The organism is Pannonibacter sp. Q-1, assembly GCF_054073275.1.
On record NZ_JBSXNB010000008.1, the window covers coordinates 154821 to 171277 of the forward strand.

Sequence of the window (16457 nt, forward strand, 5' to 3'; positions counted from 1 at the left end):
AATGGCAGGTCCGGGCAGCAACAGCGGAGCCGGGGGCAAGGGGCAGTCGCCCACCGAGCCCTTCAAGCAGGCCCTCACCGGCACCATGCGTGCCATTGCGGGCAATCCGGAACTGGAGGTCATCTTCTCCGGTGACCGCCCGGGCCTTGCCCCCAATGCGGCGCGCCTGCCCGAACCGGCCCGCAAGCCGGGTCTGCGGGAGCTGACGATCACCCGCGGACTGGGTGATTCCATGGCCCTGCGCATGGCCTGCCACGACGTGAAGGTGCATCAGCGCCACGCGCCGAAGGCCCCCGATGCGCGGCAGATCTATGATGCGGTCGAGCAGGCCCGCTGCGAGGCGGTGGGCGCGGCCCGCATGCCCGGCGTTGCCAGCAACCTGGCCGCCATGCTGGACGACAAATACGTCCGTCTCGGCTCTGCCGATGTCACCAGCCGCGAGGAGGCGCCGCTGGTCGATGCCCTGTCGCTGATGATCCGCGAGCGCCTGACCGGCGCCCCGCCGCCGCCAAGCGCTGGCAAGCTTGTCGACATGTGGCGCAGCTGGATCGAGCAGAAGGCCGGAAACGATCTCGACCGGCTCGTCACCCGCTTTGAGGATCAGGCTGCCTTTGCCGGCCAGATGCGCAACGTGCTGAAGGCGCTCGACATGGCCGATGAGGCCGGCGACGAGAATGACGAGCACGACGATCCGGAGGAGAGCGACGAGCAGGGCCGCAACGAGGATGCGGAAACTGGCGGCGAGGCGGAAGAGGACACCGGCGGCGACGAAAGCATGCCGCAGGAAACGGAGATGACCGGCGAGGAAATGGAGGCCGGCGACACCGAAGCCTCCGAATCCGATTCCATGGAAATGGATCAGGAAGACCTCGACGCCGATGCGGAGGAGCCGGGCGAGAACCAGCGCCGCGAAGCCCCGCTGAGCAACCGCCCGGTCTCCGATTACCGGGTCTATACGCCCCGCTTCGACGAAGTGGTGACGGCGGAAGATCTGTGCGATGCGGCCGAACTGGACCGCCTGCGCGCCTTCCTCGACAAACAGCTCGTCAACCTGCAGAGCGCCGTGGCCCGGCTTGCCAACCGCCTGCAGCGCAAGCTGATGGCCCAGCAGAACCGCTCCTGGGATTTCGATCTTGAGGAAGGCATCCTTGACACCGCCCGCCTGACGCGCGCGGTGACGGACCCGATGCAGCCGCTCGCCTTCAAGCAGGAGCGCGACACAAACTTCCGCGACACGGTGGTGACGCTGCTTCTCGACAATTCCGGCTCCATGCGCGGCCGCCCGATCACCGTGGCTGCCGCCTGCGCCGATATTCTGGCCCGCACGCTGGAGCGCTGCGGCGTCAAGGTGGAGATCCTCGGCTTCACCACCAAGGCCTGGAAGGGGGGCCAGTCCCGCGAGGCCTGGCTTGCCGCCGGAAAGCCGGCTCAGCCGGGCCGCCTCAACGATCTGCGCCATATCATCTACAAGGCGGCGGATGCCCCTTGGCGGCGGGCACGGCGCAATCTCGGCCTGATGATGCGCGAAGGCCTCTTGAAGGAAAACATCGACGGCGAGGCGCTGGACTGGGCGCACCGCCGCCTGCTGGCGCGGACCGAAAACCGCCGCATCCTGATGATGATTTCCGATGGCGCGCCCGTGGACGACTGCACCCTGTCGGTCAATCCGGGCAACTATCTGGAGCGGCACCTGCGTTTCGTCATTGATGAAATCGAGAACCGGTCGCCCGTGGAACTGATCGCCATCGGCATTGGCCATGACGTGACGCGCTATTATTCGCGCGCGGTGACGATCGTCGATGCGGAGGAACTGGCCGGCGCCATGACCGATCAGCTCGCCGACCTGTTCCAGGACACCAATGTGGGCGCAGTGCCCCAGCGCGGGCGGCGCAAGCGCGCATGAGGAAGGCCTGGCTGGCGGCGGCAGCCGCCATCCTGCTGGCCTTCACGGGTGCGGCAGGCCTTCCGGAGGCCCATGCCGCACCGCTGCTGCAGGACGGGGAAAGCCTCTCCATCCGCACGCGGCCAATCACCCAGTTTCAGCGCGGCAGCGATGCAACCCGCTTTGGCAAGCTCACCTTTCTGGGCGGGCTGGACCTGTCCTTGCCTGCCAAGAAATATGGCGGCATCTCCGCCCTGATCACGCTGGAGGGCGGCGCGTCCCATCTGGCGGTGACCGATGACGCCCGCTGGATCGCCTTCGAACTGCAACAGGACGCCAACGGCCGCCCGCTGGGCATCACGTCTGCCCGCACCGCCCTTGCACTCGACCCGAAGGGCACCGTCCTGCAAAACAGCAAGGCCTGGGACACGGAAGGCATGACGCTTGGCATCAACGGCAAGCGGACGGAACTGTTCGTCAGCGTGGAGCGGGTCAACCGCATCTACCGCTTTGCCTGGCCGCTGACGTCAGGCAAGGCCAGGGCCCTGTCGCAGGTGGAAACGCCGGAAGGCTTCCGCAAACTGCGCGGCAACAAGGGGCCGGAGGCACTGGCAGGCTCGGCCCTGTCCAGCCCGCTGAAGGGCGGTCTCGTCGCCATTGGCGAGCGCAATCCGGATGCGGCGAAGAACACCCTGCCCGGCTTCATCATCGGCGGGCCATTGGCAGGCAGTTTCGAGATCGAGCGCTCCGGCGAGTTCGATGCCACGGAGGCCGAGTTCCTGCCGGGTGGCGATCTTCTGCTGCTGGAGCGGCGCTTCAACATGCAGGACTGGATCGGCATGCGCCTGCGCCGCTTCAAGGGCAGCGAGATCCGCCCCGGCGCAAAACTGAAGGGCGAAATCCTGCTGGAGGCAGGCCCGTCGCACGAAATCGACAATATGGAAGCGCTGGCCGTCCACAAGGACGCGGGCGGGCGCGTGATCCTGACGCTGATGTCGGACAACAACCGCTCGCTGCTGCAGCGCACGCTGCTGCTGCGGTTCAGGCTTGATGATTGAAACGGCAGATCAGCGGGAGAGCGGCGCGGAACCTGTGTCCTGCATTGGCCGGATGAACGCAAAGAGAATGCGGTAGGGCGCCAGCAGGAAGAGGGCGACGGAAAGCTTCACCGTCAGATCACCCAGGGCCCAGGAAATCCAGCGCGGCAGTTCCGCGGCGAAGATGCCGAAAAGCGGCGCGTTTTCAACGGCGAAGTCATCGTGATAGCCGAGCAGGCCGGTGAAGAGCGGCGAAAAGGCGATCGAGAAGAAGATCAGCGTATCGACCACCGAGCCGATGACCGACGAGACGAGCGGCGCTTTCCACCAGGCCGCGCGGCGCAGCCGGTTGAACAGCGTCACGTCGAGAAGCTGGGCAATCAGGAAAGCCGAGCCGGAAGCCACCGCAAGGCGCGGCGTGGCAAGGACCACCGAAAGCAGCACCGCCAGCACAAAGCCGGCATAGACCACCCGGCGCGCAGCGGCAGGACCGAAGCGCCGGTTGGTGAGATCGGTGACAAGGAAGGCAGCCGGATAGGTGAAGGCACCCCAGGTCAGCAGGTCGGCCAGCTGAAGGCCGCCCACCGTTCCCTCGACCGGGAACTGGACCAGGAAATTGGAGGCCACAACGACAATCGCCATCGCAAGCACTGCGATGGCGATATCACCATTGGAAATGGCGTTTGTCTTGCTCATCCGGCAGCGGGCCGTATCAGGCCGCAGCAGCTGCGGTCTGACGGCGCTTGACTTCGGCCTTGATCAACCGTGCCTTGTTGGACAGCTCGCAGTCAGCAGCCTTCAGAAGGAAGGCATCCAGGCCGCCGCGGTGCTCGACCGAGCGCAGGGCATGGGCGCTGATGCGCAGCTTGAACGACTCACCCAGCGTGTCGCTGATGAGGGAAACGTTGCACAGGTTCGGCAGGAACCGGCGACGGGTCTTGTTGTTGGCGTGGGAAACGTTGTTCCCGGACATGACGTCCTTGCCGGAAAGCTCGCAACGGCGTGCCATTGGATCACCCTTTTTCTACTGGCCGGGGCCGCTGGGACCCGGTACGGTTACAGCCGGTATGGAGCGGACCGCGAGGTCCGGCAACATCAAAACCGGCTCATTTCGGAAAAATCTGGCTCCCTATACTGGCCTTGGCGGTCAGCGTCAAGGCTTCACCGCCTCAGGAAAGCGAAAGCTGCAAAATCCGATGCAGGATGCCGGAAATTAACCAAGCGGTTACCATACCGCCGAACAATTGGCATGATGATGCCGTTCGCTGCGCGCCAGCCGCGCCGGAAGCACATGAAAGAATTCGCCAGGCAGGCAGCAATGGGGCGGCGGCTCCTGCCAGGAAAAGTTGTCACCAGGCACCGGACAAGGTGCCGAGGAGGTTCGACGTGTCGAGATACGTATTGAGCAGAAAGGCCGGAACCTTGCCCGCCACCCTTCGTGCGCTCGCCCTGACCTGCGCCACCGCCCTGCCCGTTTCGATGGCTTCCGCTGACGCCGGTGCCAAGACCGCCCGCATCGGCGGGCTCTATGACATCACGGTCGCGGGACTTGTCATCGGCAAGGGCAGCATGTCCATCGTGCTGCAGGGCAATGCCTATTCGGCCAAGGTCGGGCTTGAGCCCGCCGGCATCGGCAGCCTGTTTTCCACCGGACGCGGCGGGGCAGAGGCCACCGGCTGGCTGGTGGGCGGCAAAGTGGTGCCGTCCAAATATTCCATGGCCTCGCAGGCCGCCAACCGCGATTTCTACGTGCTGATGACGCAGGGCTCCGGCAACATCCGCGAGGCAGAGGCCGCGCCCCCCTTCAAGCCGGTGCCGGACCGCATCGAAATCACCAAGAAGCACCAGCAGAACGCCATGGACCCGCTGAGCGCCGCCGTGATGCCGGTCGCCACGGGCAAGGACGCGCTGGGGCCCGCCGCCTGCAAGCGCAAGCTGCCCGTGTTTGACGGCTGGACCCGCTTCGACATCCAGATGGAATACAAGGAGATCAAGGAAGTCTCCGGCCGCGGCTATGACGGGCCTGTCGTCGTCTGCGGGGCGCGCTGGAAGGCGATTGCCGGCCACCGTCCGGGCAAGGAGTCCGTCAAGCTGATGGAAGAAGCCCAGATGGAAGCCTGGCTGGCGCCAATGGGCCGTAATGACGTGCTCATTCCCTACCGGATCGTCATGCCCACAGCGAGCGGCCAGATGGTTGTGGAAGCCACGAAGCTGAACATCAACGGCCCCGGACAGGATCAGGCTGCCCGTTGAAGGCACGGATTTCCGGCCTTTTCAAAACAGGCCCCGGCGGTTTTGCCGGGGATCGCTTGCACCATCCTTAACCTCCTGATACAGCCCCGCTTGACTCATGGGGTCTTGCTCTCCAGTGTCGCGCCACAACATTAGACCCGGGACACACGGCGCGCGAAAGGTCCAGCCTCCTGCGGGCGGGACTGCAGCGGCCATCAGGTAAACGGTTCATGCACAGCTATCTGGAATTTGAAAAACCCGTCGCCGACATCATCGGCAAGGCCCAGGAACTGCGCGCGCTGGCAGCGACCGGCGAAGCGGTGAACGTGGACGAGGAAGTCGGCCGCCTTGAAGCCAAGGCCAGCCAGACCCTCAACGACCTCTATTCCAAGCTGACCCCCTGGCAGAAGACGCTGGTGGCCCGTCATCCGGACCGCCCGCATGCGGCCCATTACATCCAGGGCCTCATCGAGGACTTCACGCCGCTGGCCGGCGACCGCAAGTTCTCCGACGATCAGGCGATCATTGCCGGTTTCGGCCGCTTCCGGGGCCAGTCCGTCGCCATTCTGGCGCAGGAAAAGGGCTCGGATACGGAAACCCGCCTCAAGCACAATTTCGGCATGGCCCGTCCGGAAGGCTACCGCAAGTCGGTGCGCATCATGGATCTGGCCGACCAGTTCGGCATTCCGGTGCTGTCCTTCGTCGACACGGCCGGCGCCTATCCGGGCCTTGGCGCGGAAGAGCGCGGCCAGGCGGAAGCCATTGCCCGCTCCACCGACCGCTGCCTCAGCCTCGGCGTGCCGAACATCGCCACCGTCATCGGTGAAGGCGGCTCGGGCGGCGCCATCGCCATTGCCGCCACCAGCAAGGTGCTGATGCTGGAACACGCCATCTACAGCGTGATCTCGCCGGAAGGCGCAGCCTCGATCCTGTGGCGCGACAGCGCCAGGGCGCAGGAAGCGGCGACCAACATGAAGATCACCGCACAGGACCTCCTGAAACTCGGCATCATCGACGGCATCATCGAGGAACCGGCGGGCGGCGCCCACCGCGCCCGCGAAACGGCCATCGACCGCGCAGGCAAGGCGATCGACGAGGCGCTGAAGTCCTTCGAGGGCCTGTCCGCCGATGAGGTCCGCAAGCTGCGCCGCGACAAGTTCCTCGCCATCGGCCGCAGCCTCTGAGAGCTGCGCGGATGTAACCTTCTGAAACCGGTGCAGGGATGCCTGCGCCGGTTTTTGTTTTGACCGGTTCATCCCCTCCATCCGCCCGTTTTCTCTACGGTGATTTATGATCCAGCGTGGTACTGCCATCTTGCGGAAGAAGAGACGGCACCTTACCCTTGTGCCGGTGATGGCTTTGCCTGTCCTCAGCGGGAAGGCGGGCAGTTTTTCTTTCAGGTGTGACGGCAGATGGGCGTGATTGCCTTTGCGAAAATTCCGGGCCGCAAGGTGATCCGCCTGGCTGGCGCCCTGGCTGTGGCCACGCTTCTTGCCGGCTGCCAGTCGGGGGATGAATACGTTTCCTTCGGCCCCAAGCATCTGCGCGAGGTGCGCCCGGCCATCAAGGCGAAGTTCACCGAACTGAAGATGGATGCGCGCTCGCCCATCCTGATCCGCATCTTCAAGGAAGAAAGCACGCTTGAGGTCTGGAAGCAGAACCGGGAAGGCCGCTTTGCTCTGCTCCAAACCTTCGATATCTGCAAGTGGTCCGGCGAGCTTGGGCCGAAGGTCAAGGAAGGCGACCGGCAGGCGCCGGAGGGCTTCTACGAGATCACGCCGGGGCTGATGAACCCGAACTCCAGCTACCACCTTGCCTTCAACATGGGCTTTCCCAATGCCTATGACCGGTCGCACAACCGCACCGGCACGCATCTGATGGTGCATGGCGCCTGCTCCTCGCGCGGCTGCTATGCCATGACCGATCCGCAGATCGAGGACATCTATGCGCTGGCCCGGGACAGCTTCAAGGGCGGGCAGCGGTCGTTCCAGGTGCAGGCGTTCCCCTTCCGCATGACGGCGGAAAACATGGCGCGGCACAATGACAGCCCGCACATGGATTTCTGGCGCATGCTGAAGGTGGGCTATGACCACTTCGAGGTGACGAAGCAGGCGCCGAAGATCGATGTCTGCGAAAAGCAGTATGTGTTCAACGCCACGCCGCTGATGGCCAATGTGCCCTTCCGCGCCACGGCCAAATGCCCGGCCTATGAAGTGCCGCAGGCCATCCGGGTTGCGGTGGAGGCCAAGCAGAAGAAGGACGCGCAGGCCTTCGAAGTGGCCATGGCCAACATCCGGGAAGAGGCGGAGCGCGAAAAGCGCGCCAAGGAACGCGCCGCCCTGATCGCCTCCATCGTCAACCCGAAGTTCGGCAGCGATGACAAGCCGGAAGAGGCAGGCGAACCGGCGGCTGCCGCAACGTCTGCCGAAGAGGCTCCAGCAACACCGGCTTCCACCGGCGGCGTCTTCGCCAGCCTTTTTGCCTCGAAAGCCGCCCAGCCGGCAGAGACAGCACCTGGCGAGCCCGGGCAGACCGCCGCCGGCGCGGCATCACCTGCGGCCTCTCAGGCAGCCTCTCAGGCGGCCACCCCTGCCGCAGCAAAGCCGCAGCCCGCAGCGGAGGTGACCGCAACGGCCTTTGCTCCGGACGCTCAGGCTGGTGAACAGAAGCCCGGCTTCTTCAAACGCTGGCTGAGTTTCAGCGGCTCGCAAGACGATGACGCCACCCCGCCCCAGGTCGACCTGACCACCGTCACCACGGCGCCGCGGGTGAAGCCCTGAACCTCGCGGAACCTTAGGCCCAGATGGCGATGCGGTGGCCGCGGCTGTCGCGGGAGAAATCCTTCGGGAAGGGCTCCGCCCCGCCTGCCAGGATGCGCAGGGCCATGACCGCATTGACGCAGGCATCGAGGAAATCATCCGCCGCAGCCCCGCGCGGCGGCTTTTGTGACAGGAACGCGGGCTCAAGCCCGTGAGCGGCCAGACAGGCGCGGCGCTCGTCCATGCCCGCCGGGTTGATGCGGCTCTTGACCTTCTTCGGCAGGCTCATGGGCGCGCCGCCATTGAGCCGCCAGAAGGCCACTTCCGGGTGCACCTCGAACACACGCCCCTCCGGCTCCGAGACCAGCGCCTTGTCCAGCTCGCGGATTTTCGGGAAGAGATGGAAGGTCTGTTTTGACACCTTGCGCGGTGGCTCGGAGGTTTCCTGCGCGATGCGGCAGGCTTCCCGGTAGTCTTCGCAATAGACCGCGGCACGACAGGGAACGGAAAACACCGAGGACTGGCGCATGCCCAGAAGCGGGCGCACATGCCGTTCCGGCCCCCGCCCCTCTGGGCCGATCCGGTCCGGCAGGCCGATGGGCATGTCCACGGCCAGAACCTCAAGCCGGGGCTGAAGCGCCAGAAGATCCGCAAAACGGGGCGTCACCAGCACCTGCGGCTTAGCGGTCAGGCTTTCGTCAAGAATCACCGCGATCCAGCCCGCCGGGCAGCCATCAACTCCGGCAACCCGTCTGGCCTGAGACAAGGAGCCCGGCCCGGTCATCGCGCGCCGGCGCTCTCCATCACCCGGCGGGTGCTGACCAGCGCCATGGGGCGGCACAGGGTCTGCTGTTCGGCGGCGTAAAGCAGCTCGTTGGCGCCCTGCTTCACCGTACGGGCAACCAGCTCGAACACGGAAGCGGCAGCGCGCACCAGCGCCTCGTCCTCATCCATGCCTTCCAGCAGACGGGCCATGAACAGGGCGGAGAAGAAATCCCCCGTGCCATGCGGCGGATTGTCGATGGCCGCGTGTTCGGCCGCAACGGCGCCGCGCCGGCCCACCAGAAGGTTGGAGATGGAATTGCGCCGCAGCGCCGGGGCGGAGGTGACAACCACCCGTTCCGGCCCCAGATGCCGCGCGGCGGACAGGGCCTGCAGCTCCGAATCGGTTGGCCGCCCGGTCAGCCAGGCCAGCTCGTAACGGTTCGGCGTCGAGATATCGGCCAGCGGCACCAGCTCGTCGCGGATGGCTGCAGCGGTTGCCTCCGGCACATAGAGGCCTTCCAGATCGCCGATCACCGGATCACAGAGATAGGTCACTTCGGGCCGCAGCTTGCGCAGCGCCTTGACGAGCCGGGCGACGGCAGCGGCCTGTTCCGGCGAGCCGAGATAACCGGTGATGACCGCGCCGATCTCCGGCAGGAAGGGGGAAGCTGCCAGATCCGCCGTGATGGCGTCGAAATCCGTCATCGGCGCAACGATGCGCTGACCGCGCCCGACCAGCGGCTGCCAGGGCAACAGAATGGTCGGCAGATACCACACCGGGAAGCCCAGACGCTCCAGCGCGAAGACCGCACCGCGCCCGCCCACACTGCCGCGCACCACCTGTGATGTGATCACCAGAATGGCCGGCTTTGTGCCGCCGTCCTTCACCGCATTCAGCATTCCGGCAACTCCTGTTTCAGCACTGCGGCCGGGAGGGCGAACTCACTCCTGCGCAGCGGAGGGCAATTCCAGCGGCTTGCCCGAACCGTATTTCTGCTCGATATAGCCCAACACCATGGCCTTGAAGTCTTCCGCGATGGAGGGCCCGCGCAGCGTCATGACCTTCTCGCCGTCGATGAACACAGGGGCGGAAGGCGATTCGCCCGTGCCCGGCAGCGAGATGCCGATGTCGGCGAATTTGGACTCGCCCGGCCCGTTGACGATGCAGCCCATCACCGCGACGTTGAGGTTCTCCACCCCCGGATACTGCTCGCGCCAGACCGGCATCGACACGCGGATATGCTCCTGAATGTCGCTGGCCAGCTCCTGGAACACGGTCGACGTGGTGCGCCCGCACCCCGGACAGGCCGCCACCACCGGCACGAAGGCGCGGAAGCCCATCACCTGCAGCAGCTCCTGCGCCACCTGCACCTCGCGCGAACGGTCACCGCCCGGCTCCGGCGTCAGCGACACGCGGATGGTGTCGCCAATGCCCTGCTGCAGCAGGATGCCCATGGACGCAGCCGAGGCGACGATGCCCTTGGTGCCCATGCCCGCTTCCGTGAGGCCCAGATGCAGCGCATAGTCGCAGCGCGCCGCCAGATCCGCATAAACGGCAATGAGGTCCTGCACATTGCTGACCTTGGCGGACAGGATGATCTTGTTGCGGGCCATGCCCAGGCCTTCGGCCCGCTCGGCCGAGAGAAGCCCGGACTGGATGATCGCCTCACGCATGACGGCGGAAGCGGCAATCGGGTTGGCGCTGGCGGCATTCTCGTCCATCAGCTTCGTCAGAAGCTCCTGATCGAGCGAGCCCCAGTTGACGCCGATGCGCACCGGCTTGTCATATTTCTGGGCGATGTCGATGATCTGCGAGAACTGGGTGTCGCGCTTGGCCTTGAAGCCCACGTTGCCCGGATTGATGCGGTACTTGGCCAAAGCCTCGGCACAGGCCGGATGATCCGCCAGCAGCTTGTGGCCGATGTAATGGAAATCGCCGATCAGCGGCACATTGATGCCGATGCGCTCCAGCCGCTCGCGGATGCGCGGCACGGCCGCGGCGGACTCGTCCCTGTCCACCGTGATGCGCACCAGCTCGGACCCGGCCCGCGCCAGCGCGGCGACCTGCGCCACGGTGGCATCGGCATCCGCCGTGTCCGTGTTGGTCATGGATTGCACGACGACGGGCGCATCGCCGCCCACCATCACGGAACCCACCTGCACGGCAACCGACCGGCGCCGGGGCAGGCGCATCGGGACATACTCGCTCATCAGATCAGCCAACCTCGTATTCACCCTCCGCCCGCACCGGGGACGGGCGCTTTTCATGGCCTGATTAAATTGGCTCTCACATAAGGGCAATCAAGAACCGCACGCAAGGCGCGATGCAGCGCATCAGCGCGGCAAACTGTGATCCGGAGCACTTGCGCCGCCCCGCCGGACCGGCCTATAGACCTGATGATTGCACTTGGCATTTCCTGCAAGTGACAAGACCAGCCTGGAGCCCCCATGTATTCGGATATCCTGCATCAGTCAGCGACCCTGATCCGCCAGAACATCAACATCGCCTTCCGTATTGCCGGATCGTGGATGGTGATCATGCTGGTCATCAATGCCCTGACCGATGCAAGCGAAGGCATCCCGGGCCTGAATATCATTCTGGCCCTGGCCGGTTTCGTGCTGTCACTGGTCAGCGGCGCCTCCATCGCCAGCGGCTGGCACCGGTTTGGCCTGCTGCAGGAACAGCCCGATCTCATCCACCTGCGCTTTGGACTGTATGAGCGGCGGGTACTTTGGCGCATGGTGCAGACGGCCCTGATCCTGATGGGGCCGATCATCGGCATCATTCTCGTTGCCATGATGTTCAACACCTTCGTGCCGCATATCATCATGGTGGTGCTGCTTGCCGGACTGACGGCCCTGACCATTGCGCTGATGTACCGCATCAGCTTCATCGTCCCGGCCTCTGCCGTTGGCCACCACCTGCCGGTCGCAGAAGCCTTCCGCATCAGCAAGGGCTATGCCGGGCCGATGTTCGTGACAACGCTTCTGCTCAGCATTCCGGTGATCCTGGTCCTCGGCCTTGCCATTGCAGGCGGATATCAGATCCTCGCCGGTGGCTCGATCATCCTCGGTTTCGTGGTTCTGGCCGTTTTCGGTACACTGCTGCAGATCATCACCACGACCATTGGCCTTGCTGTCGTGACGGTGGCCTACAAGGACGTCGCGGAAAAACTCTGGGCCGAAAACCCGGACAATCCGATGTTCGCCCAGCACTGACGGACAGCTGCAAGCAGGCAGGGCAGCGCCCTGCAAAAGCTCAGGCTTTCATTACCGATTTGTCACGCAACCGCATCAGCGCAACTGCGTTGTTGCAGTGCAAGGCAGCTTCATGTGAAGCTGCGGCCGGAATTCGGTCAGGGAGCCTGAAAGACATGCTGAAGAACAGAAACGCCGTCATCACCGGATCCACCTCCGGCATCGGCCTTGCCTATGCACGGGCGCTGGCAGCCGAAGGCGCCAATGTGATGATCAACGGCTTTGGCGACAAGGACAAGATCGAGGCCGAACGTACCGGCATCGAAAAGGACTTCGGCGTCCGCTGCCTCTATTCGCCCGCCGACATGACCAAGGGCGACGAGATCGCCGCCATGATCGCCACGGCGGAGAAGGAATTCGGCAGCGTCGACATCCTGATCAACAACGCCGGCATCCAGCATGTCTCGCCCATCGACGAGTTCCCCGTCGACAAGTGGAACGCGATCATCGCCATCAACCTGTCTTCGGCCTTCCACACCATCCGCGCCGCCCTGCCAGGCATGAAGGCGCGCGGCTGGGGCCGCATCATCAACACCGCCTCCGCTCACGCGCTGGTCGCCTCCCCCTTCAAGTCCGCCTATGTGGCCGCCAAACACGGCATTGCCGGGCTGACCAAGACGGTTGCGCTGGAAGCTGCCGAAAATGGCGTCACCGTCAACGCCATCTGCCCGGGCTATGTCTGGACGCCGCTGGTCGAGGCCCAGATCCCCGACACGATGAAGGCGCGCAACATGACCGAGGACGAGGTCAAGCGCGAGGTGCTGCTGAAGGCTCAGCCCACCAAGGAATTCGTCACCGTGGAAGAAGTCGCGGCTGTTGCCGTCTTCCTGTGCTCGGATGCGGCCAAGTCCATCACAGGCACGCTGCTGCCCGTCGATGGCGGCTGGACGGCCCAGTAATGACAGAGGCCAGAAAGCGGAACGTCCCGCCGCGCAAATCCGCGCCGGGGCGCAAGGTCATCAATCTGGCCCTTCAGGGGGGAGGCGCCCATGGCGCCTTCACCTGGGGGGTGCTGGATTATCTTCTGGAAGATGACCGCTTCGAAATCGACGGCATCAGCGGTACCTCGGCCGGCGCCATGAATGCAGTGGCCCTGGCCTGCGGCCTGCACGAGGGCGGAGTGGAGGGAGCCCGGGAGCGCCTGCGGACCTTCTGGAAGAAGGTCAGCCAGCACGCCTATCTCAGCCCGATCCGGCGCTCACCGCTGGACATGGCCCTTGGCCAGTGGAGCCTCGACTTCTCGCCGAGCTACATTGCCATGGATCTCATCTCCCGCTTCGCCTCGCCTTACGAGTTCAATCCGCTCAACATCAATCCGCTGCATGAGGTGCTGAAGGAGATCATCGACTTTGACTCCGTCCGCGCCTGCGGGCGTGTGCGGGTGTTCGTGTCGGCCACCAATGTGCACACGGGCAAGATCAAGGTCTTCAGCGGAGACGAGCTGACGGCCGATGCCGTGATGGCCTCGGCCTGCCTGCCGCAGGTGTTCCAGGCGGTGGAGATTGACGGCGTGCCCTACTGGGACGGCGGCTACATGGGCAACCCGCCGCTCTATCCGTTGTTCTATGAGACCGGCACGCAGGACCTGCTGCTGGTGCAGATCAACCCGATCGAGCGCAAGGAAACCCCGAAGACGGCCCGCGAAATCCAGAACCGGATGAACGAGATCACCTTCAATTCCACGCTGTTGCGCGAAATGCGGTCCATCGAATTCGTGCTGCGCCTTCTCAACGAAGGCAAGCTGAATGAAGAGGACTACAAGAAGGTCAATTTCCACCGCATCGACGGAGAAGCCCTGAAGCCGCTGCAGGCCTCCTCAAAGTCCAATGCGGAATGGGCCTTCATCGAGGAGCTGTTCTCCATCGGCCGCAAGACCGCAGCCGGCTGGGTGGAGCGCAATTACGATGCCGTTGGCGAGCGCTCGACCGTCGATCTGCGCTCGGAGTTCCAGTGATTAATAGAAATTAACCGGAATTTGCATTCTGCCATGCATAATAAAATCAATAACAAAGATAAACATCATTAAACCAAATAAAACGCACGAAGATCAGTTTTATCGACAAAGAAAACCTTTTGGAAACCACTCCAATCCTAATGTCGGGAAGCTGATTGTCAGGTTGTGCGTCGTCAGCGATTGCGGACGGAAGGAAGTGGCACTGCGACCCGCTACTTCCTTCCGGCCCGCAGCACTCTTCCCCTCCATCTTTGAAATGCAGACCGGGACAAGATGTCCGGCTGTGCAACTCTGTGCTTTCCGCCCGGCCCGGTGAGGGCTAAAAGAGGCGCGGGGGCGCAGGAGGTTGGACATGGCACTGCGATTGACATCGAAACTTGCAGGAGCGCTCATCCTGACGGCCCTCGCATTGCTGCCGCAGGGCTCGGGGCGCGCCTTTGCACAGACGGCGGCCCCGCAAGGCACATTCGACCAGATCACCGCACAGAATGGCTGCCCCGGCTGCGACCTGAAGCTGGAAAGCCTGCGCACATTGAAGCTGGACATGCCGGATTTCACCGGCGTCAACCTGCGCGAGGCCGATCTGAAGGAAGCCATTCTCACTGGCGCCAGGCTCGCCGGCGCTGACCTGCGCCGCACGGAACTGGAGCGCGCCAACCTCGATGGGGCGGACATGACCCGCAGTTCCATGCGCGGCGTGGATCTGGAGAAGGCATCCCTGATCAAGGCAAGGCTGTCCGGCTCAGACATGCGGGACGCGGATCTGAATGACGCGGTGCTGACCAGCGCCAAGCTGGACAACACGGATCTGCGCAACGCCAAACTGACCCGCAGCATAGCCATCGGCGCCAATTTCTCCGGCAGCAAGATGGACGGAGCAAGTCTGGAACGGGCGGACCTGAGCAGTGCCATGCTGGACAATGCCCGCCTGCCCTATGCCGGCCTCGACCGGATCATCGCGGTGGATGCCAGTTTCCGCAATGCGGACCTCAGCGGCACCCGCATCACCAGCGGCGACCTCACCGATGCCGACCTCTCGGGCGCCAACATGACCGGCGCACTGCTGCGCAACACCCGCCTGCCCGGCGCAAAGCTGAAGGATGTGCGCGGGCTTGACCCCAAGCGCATGATCAACCTGTGCGGCGACGCGCGCACCGAATTGCCTGCCGGCTTCGAGCCGCTGAAGCCTTGCTCGTGAGTGGCAGGGATAGAATCAAAAGGGCCGCCCCTCCGGACGGCCCTTTTTCATGTCTGTCAGCGGGTAATACCAATGCTCGATGAGCTTGACTGATCGAGCATTGGTTAAGCCCGTGCGGCGCTTGAGCATTTTCAAGGCGTGATGCGTCAGCATCTCAGCGCCTTGGTATAACGCGGCTCAGAACGCGTCGAAGGAGAACCGGTAGGTCACGCCGGTGCCGATGGTATACTGATTGCGGCTGCCGCGGTTGCGGACGATCGGGCTGCGGGCCGCATCGCCGATCAGCCGGTCATAACCGCCTTCCACATGCAGCTTCACCTGATCCGTCAGATCATAGCTGGCGCGGGACGCAACGCCGATGCTCTTGAAGCCGCCGCTGGCGCGGAACTCGTTGAGCCCGCTGGCCTGGGCCTCTGACGGCGAAACGCTGAAGTAGGTGTCCATGTAGCGGCTGGAGGCAAAACCGAGGCGCGGACCGGCGCTGAGCTCCAGCTTCGGCATCGGCTTCATGATCAGGTCAGCGCCGATCTGACCGGTCTGCCCCTTGTGACCGTTGAAGCCTTGGCGCAGCTCTCCGAACACCCGGAACCCATCGCCCTGGAAACCGGCACCCAGCCCTGCTTCCAGCGCCCAGTCCACCTTGCGGGTGCCGCTGAGCTTCGATGTATCGGTCGGACGGCGCTGTCCGATGAAGTTGAAGGACGGGTAGAAATAGATGCCCGTGCGCGCCTGGCCGTCAGCCACCTGCCCCAGAATCGGCAGATAGAAGCGGCTGACATAGATCAGCGGAACCGGTGACACCAGATAGGTATCCGCGCCGTCATAACGCGGCTTGACCAGGGCACCGACACCCAGATCCAGCACATACTGATGGCCGGAGGTGCCGCTGGAGGAACCATAGGAATAATCCTGCGCGGCCGCCGGAAGGGAGGCACCGGCAAGAGCGGAGGTCAAGGCGAGAAGAGCGAACTTGCGCATCATGGGTGGGGTCTGTCCTGAACGAACTACTGAGTGGGACGGATCTTAAGGCAAATTGCGATAAAGAGTTTAACAAAAGGGTAATTTTAACGAGCTGTTGCCAATGAGCACCGCACGGATTTGCAACCCGCTCTGCAGACATTAAAAAAGGCCGCCTTGCGGCAGCCTTTTTCGAAACTGGAGCGGGCGATGGGATTCGAACCCACGACCCCAACCTTGGCAAGGTTGTGCTCTACCCCTGAGCTACGCCCGCACAAATCCGGCAAGCCGGATGGGTATCCTCAATGACGCTGGACCAGATTGCCGATTGACCGGAAACTGGAGCGGGCGATGGGATTCGAACCCACGACCCCAACCTTGGCAAGGTTGTGCTCTACCCCTGAGCTACGCCCGC

General features: G+C 64.0%; 16 protein-coding genes and 2 tRNA genes. 9 read left to right on the forward strand and 9 right to left on the reverse strand.

Going from position 1 to position 16457, the window contains the following annotated elements:
- Nucleotide 1 precedes the first annotated feature (1 nt).
- Nucleotides 2-1903 (forward strand): cobaltochelatase subunit CobT, encoded by a 1902-nt coding sequence (gene cobT / locus ACVNHC_RS20600; protein WP_457169163.1) that lies wholly within the window; start codon nt 2-4, stop codon nt 1901-1903.
- The gene (locus ACVNHC_RS20605) at nt 1900-2940 is read left to right on the forward strand and encodes an esterase-like activity of phytase family protein (protein ID WP_457169165.1); all 1041 of its coding nucleotides are present in this window, start codon (nt 1900-1902) and stop codon (nt 2938-2940) included. Before cobT ends, ACVNHC_RS20605 begins: the two co-directional genes overlap by 4 nt.
- Before the next feature lie 9 nt (nt 2941-2949).
- Here ACVNHC_RS20605 and ACVNHC_RS20610 read toward each other — a convergent pair whose 3' ends face one another.
- Together ACVNHC_RS20610 and rpmB are read right to left on the reverse strand one after the other, a co-directional pair.
- Nucleotides 2950-3615: a VUT family protein gene (locus ACVNHC_RS20610; RefSeq protein ID WP_058898573.1), complete on the reverse strand. Its 666-nt coding sequence runs from the start codon at nt 3613-3615 to the stop codon at nt 2950-2952.
- Between the two features lie 16 nt (nt 3616-3631).
- The gene (rpmB, locus tag ACVNHC_RS20615) at nt 3632-3928 is read right to left on the reverse strand and encodes a 50S ribosomal protein L28 (protein ID WP_050473912.1); all 297 of its coding nucleotides are present in this window, start codon (nt 3926-3928) and stop codon (nt 3632-3634) included.
- 377 nt (nt 3929-4305) lie between these two features.
- On the opposite strand from rpmB, the gene ACVNHC_RS20620 reads away from it, so the two are divergent.
- The 3 genes from ACVNHC_RS20620 (at nt 4306) to ACVNHC_RS20630 (ending at nt 7931) form a co-directional block, all read left to right on the forward strand.
- Complete coding sequence (locus tag ACVNHC_RS20620; RefSeq protein WP_208982729.1) at nt 4306-5172, forward strand: DUF3108 domain-containing protein; 867 nt, start codon at nt 4306-4308, stop codon at nt 5170-5172.
- A 209-nt stretch (nt 5173-5381) separates the two neighbouring features.
- Complete coding sequence (locus tag ACVNHC_RS20625) at nt 5382-6335, forward strand: acetyl-CoA carboxylase carboxyltransferase subunit alpha (RefSeq protein WP_050473911.1); 954 nt, start codon at nt 5382-5384, stop codon at nt 6333-6335.
- 228 nt (nt 6336-6563) lie between these two features.
- The gene (locus tag ACVNHC_RS20630; protein ID WP_457169168.1) at nt 6564-7931 is read left to right on the forward strand and encodes a L,D-transpeptidase family protein; all 1368 of its coding nucleotides are present in this window, start codon (nt 6564-6566) and stop codon (nt 7929-7931) included.
- Nucleotides 7932-7944: 13 nt separating this feature from the next.
- Here ACVNHC_RS20630 and ACVNHC_RS20635 read toward each other — a convergent pair whose 3' ends face one another.
- From ACVNHC_RS20635 to ispG, 3 genes are read right to left on the reverse strand one after another with little or no spacing between them, the layout of a single operon-like run.
- A complete protein-coding gene (locus ACVNHC_RS20635; RefSeq protein WP_457169170.1) occupies nt 7945-8694 on the reverse strand; it encodes a DUF429 domain-containing protein in 750 nt (249 codons plus the stop codon).
- On the reverse strand, nt 8691-9575 hold the full coding sequence (pdxY, locus tag ACVNHC_RS20640; protein ID WP_058898570.1) for a pyridoxal kinase: 885 nt from the start codon (nt 9573-9575) through the stop codon (nt 8691-8693). Before pdxY ends, ACVNHC_RS20635 begins: the two co-directional genes overlap by 4 nt.
- Before the next feature lie 42 nt (nt 9576-9617).
- Nucleotides 9618-10886, reverse strand: a complete 1269-nt coding sequence (gene ispG / locus ACVNHC_RS20645) for a flavodoxin-dependent (E)-4-hydroxy-3-methylbut-2-enyl-diphosphate synthase (RefSeq protein ID WP_050473907.1) — start codon at nt 10884-10886, stop codon at nt 9618-9620.
- A gap of 237 nt (nt 10887-11123) precedes the next feature.
- Here ispG and ACVNHC_RS20650 point away from each other — a divergent pair, with 237 nt between their 5' ends.
- From ACVNHC_RS20650 to ACVNHC_RS20665, 4 genes are all read left to right on the forward strand, one after another.
- Nucleotides 11124-11894 carry a hypothetical protein gene (locus ACVNHC_RS20650; RefSeq protein WP_457169173.1) on the forward strand — a complete coding sequence of 257 codons (771 nt, stop codon included), beginning with the start codon at nt 11124-11126 and terminating at the stop codon, nt 11892-11894.
- A 155-nt stretch (nt 11895-12049) separates the two neighbouring features.
- On the forward strand, nt 12050-12832 hold the full coding sequence (locus ACVNHC_RS20655) for a 3-hydroxybutyrate dehydrogenase (RefSeq protein ID WP_050473905.1): 783 nt from the start codon (nt 12050-12052) through the stop codon (nt 12830-12832).
- Entirely contained in the window at nt 12832-13887 is a 1056-nt protein-coding gene (locus ACVNHC_RS20660) for a patatin-like phospholipase family protein (RefSeq protein ID WP_050473904.1), read from the forward strand. The genes ACVNHC_RS20655 and ACVNHC_RS20660 overlap by 1 nt, the downstream gene beginning before the upstream one ends.
- Nucleotides 13888-14239: 352 nt before the next feature.
- Nucleotides 14240-15085, forward strand: coding sequence for a pentapeptide repeat-containing protein (locus tag ACVNHC_RS20665; RefSeq protein ID WP_457169175.1), 846 nt, complete (start codon nt 14240-14242; stop codon nt 15083-15085).
- Nucleotides 15086-15100: 15 nt separating this feature from the next.
- Here ACVNHC_RS20665 and ACVNHC_RS20670 read toward each other — a convergent pair whose 3' ends face one another.
- The 4 genes from ACVNHC_RS20670 to ACVNHC_RS20685 all read right to left on the reverse strand — a co-directional run bounded on the left by ACVNHC_RS20670 (nt 15101) and on the right by ACVNHC_RS20685 (nt 16457).
- Nucleotides 15101-15238: a hypothetical protein gene (locus ACVNHC_RS20670; protein WP_186424261.1), complete on the reverse strand. Its 138-nt coding sequence runs from the start codon at nt 15236-15238 to the stop codon at nt 15101-15103.
- Nucleotides 15239-15262: 24 nt separating this feature from the next.
- A complete protein-coding gene (locus tag ACVNHC_RS20675) occupies nt 15263-16066 on the reverse strand; it encodes a MipA/OmpV family protein (protein ID WP_050473903.1) in 804 nt (267 codons plus the stop codon).
- A 175-nt stretch (nt 16067-16241) separates the two neighbouring features.
- Nucleotides 16242-16316 (reverse strand) — tRNA-Gly (locus ACVNHC_RS20680).
- Nucleotides 16317-16382: 66 nt separating this feature from the next.
- Nucleotides 16383-16457, reverse strand: a tRNA-Gly gene (locus ACVNHC_RS20685).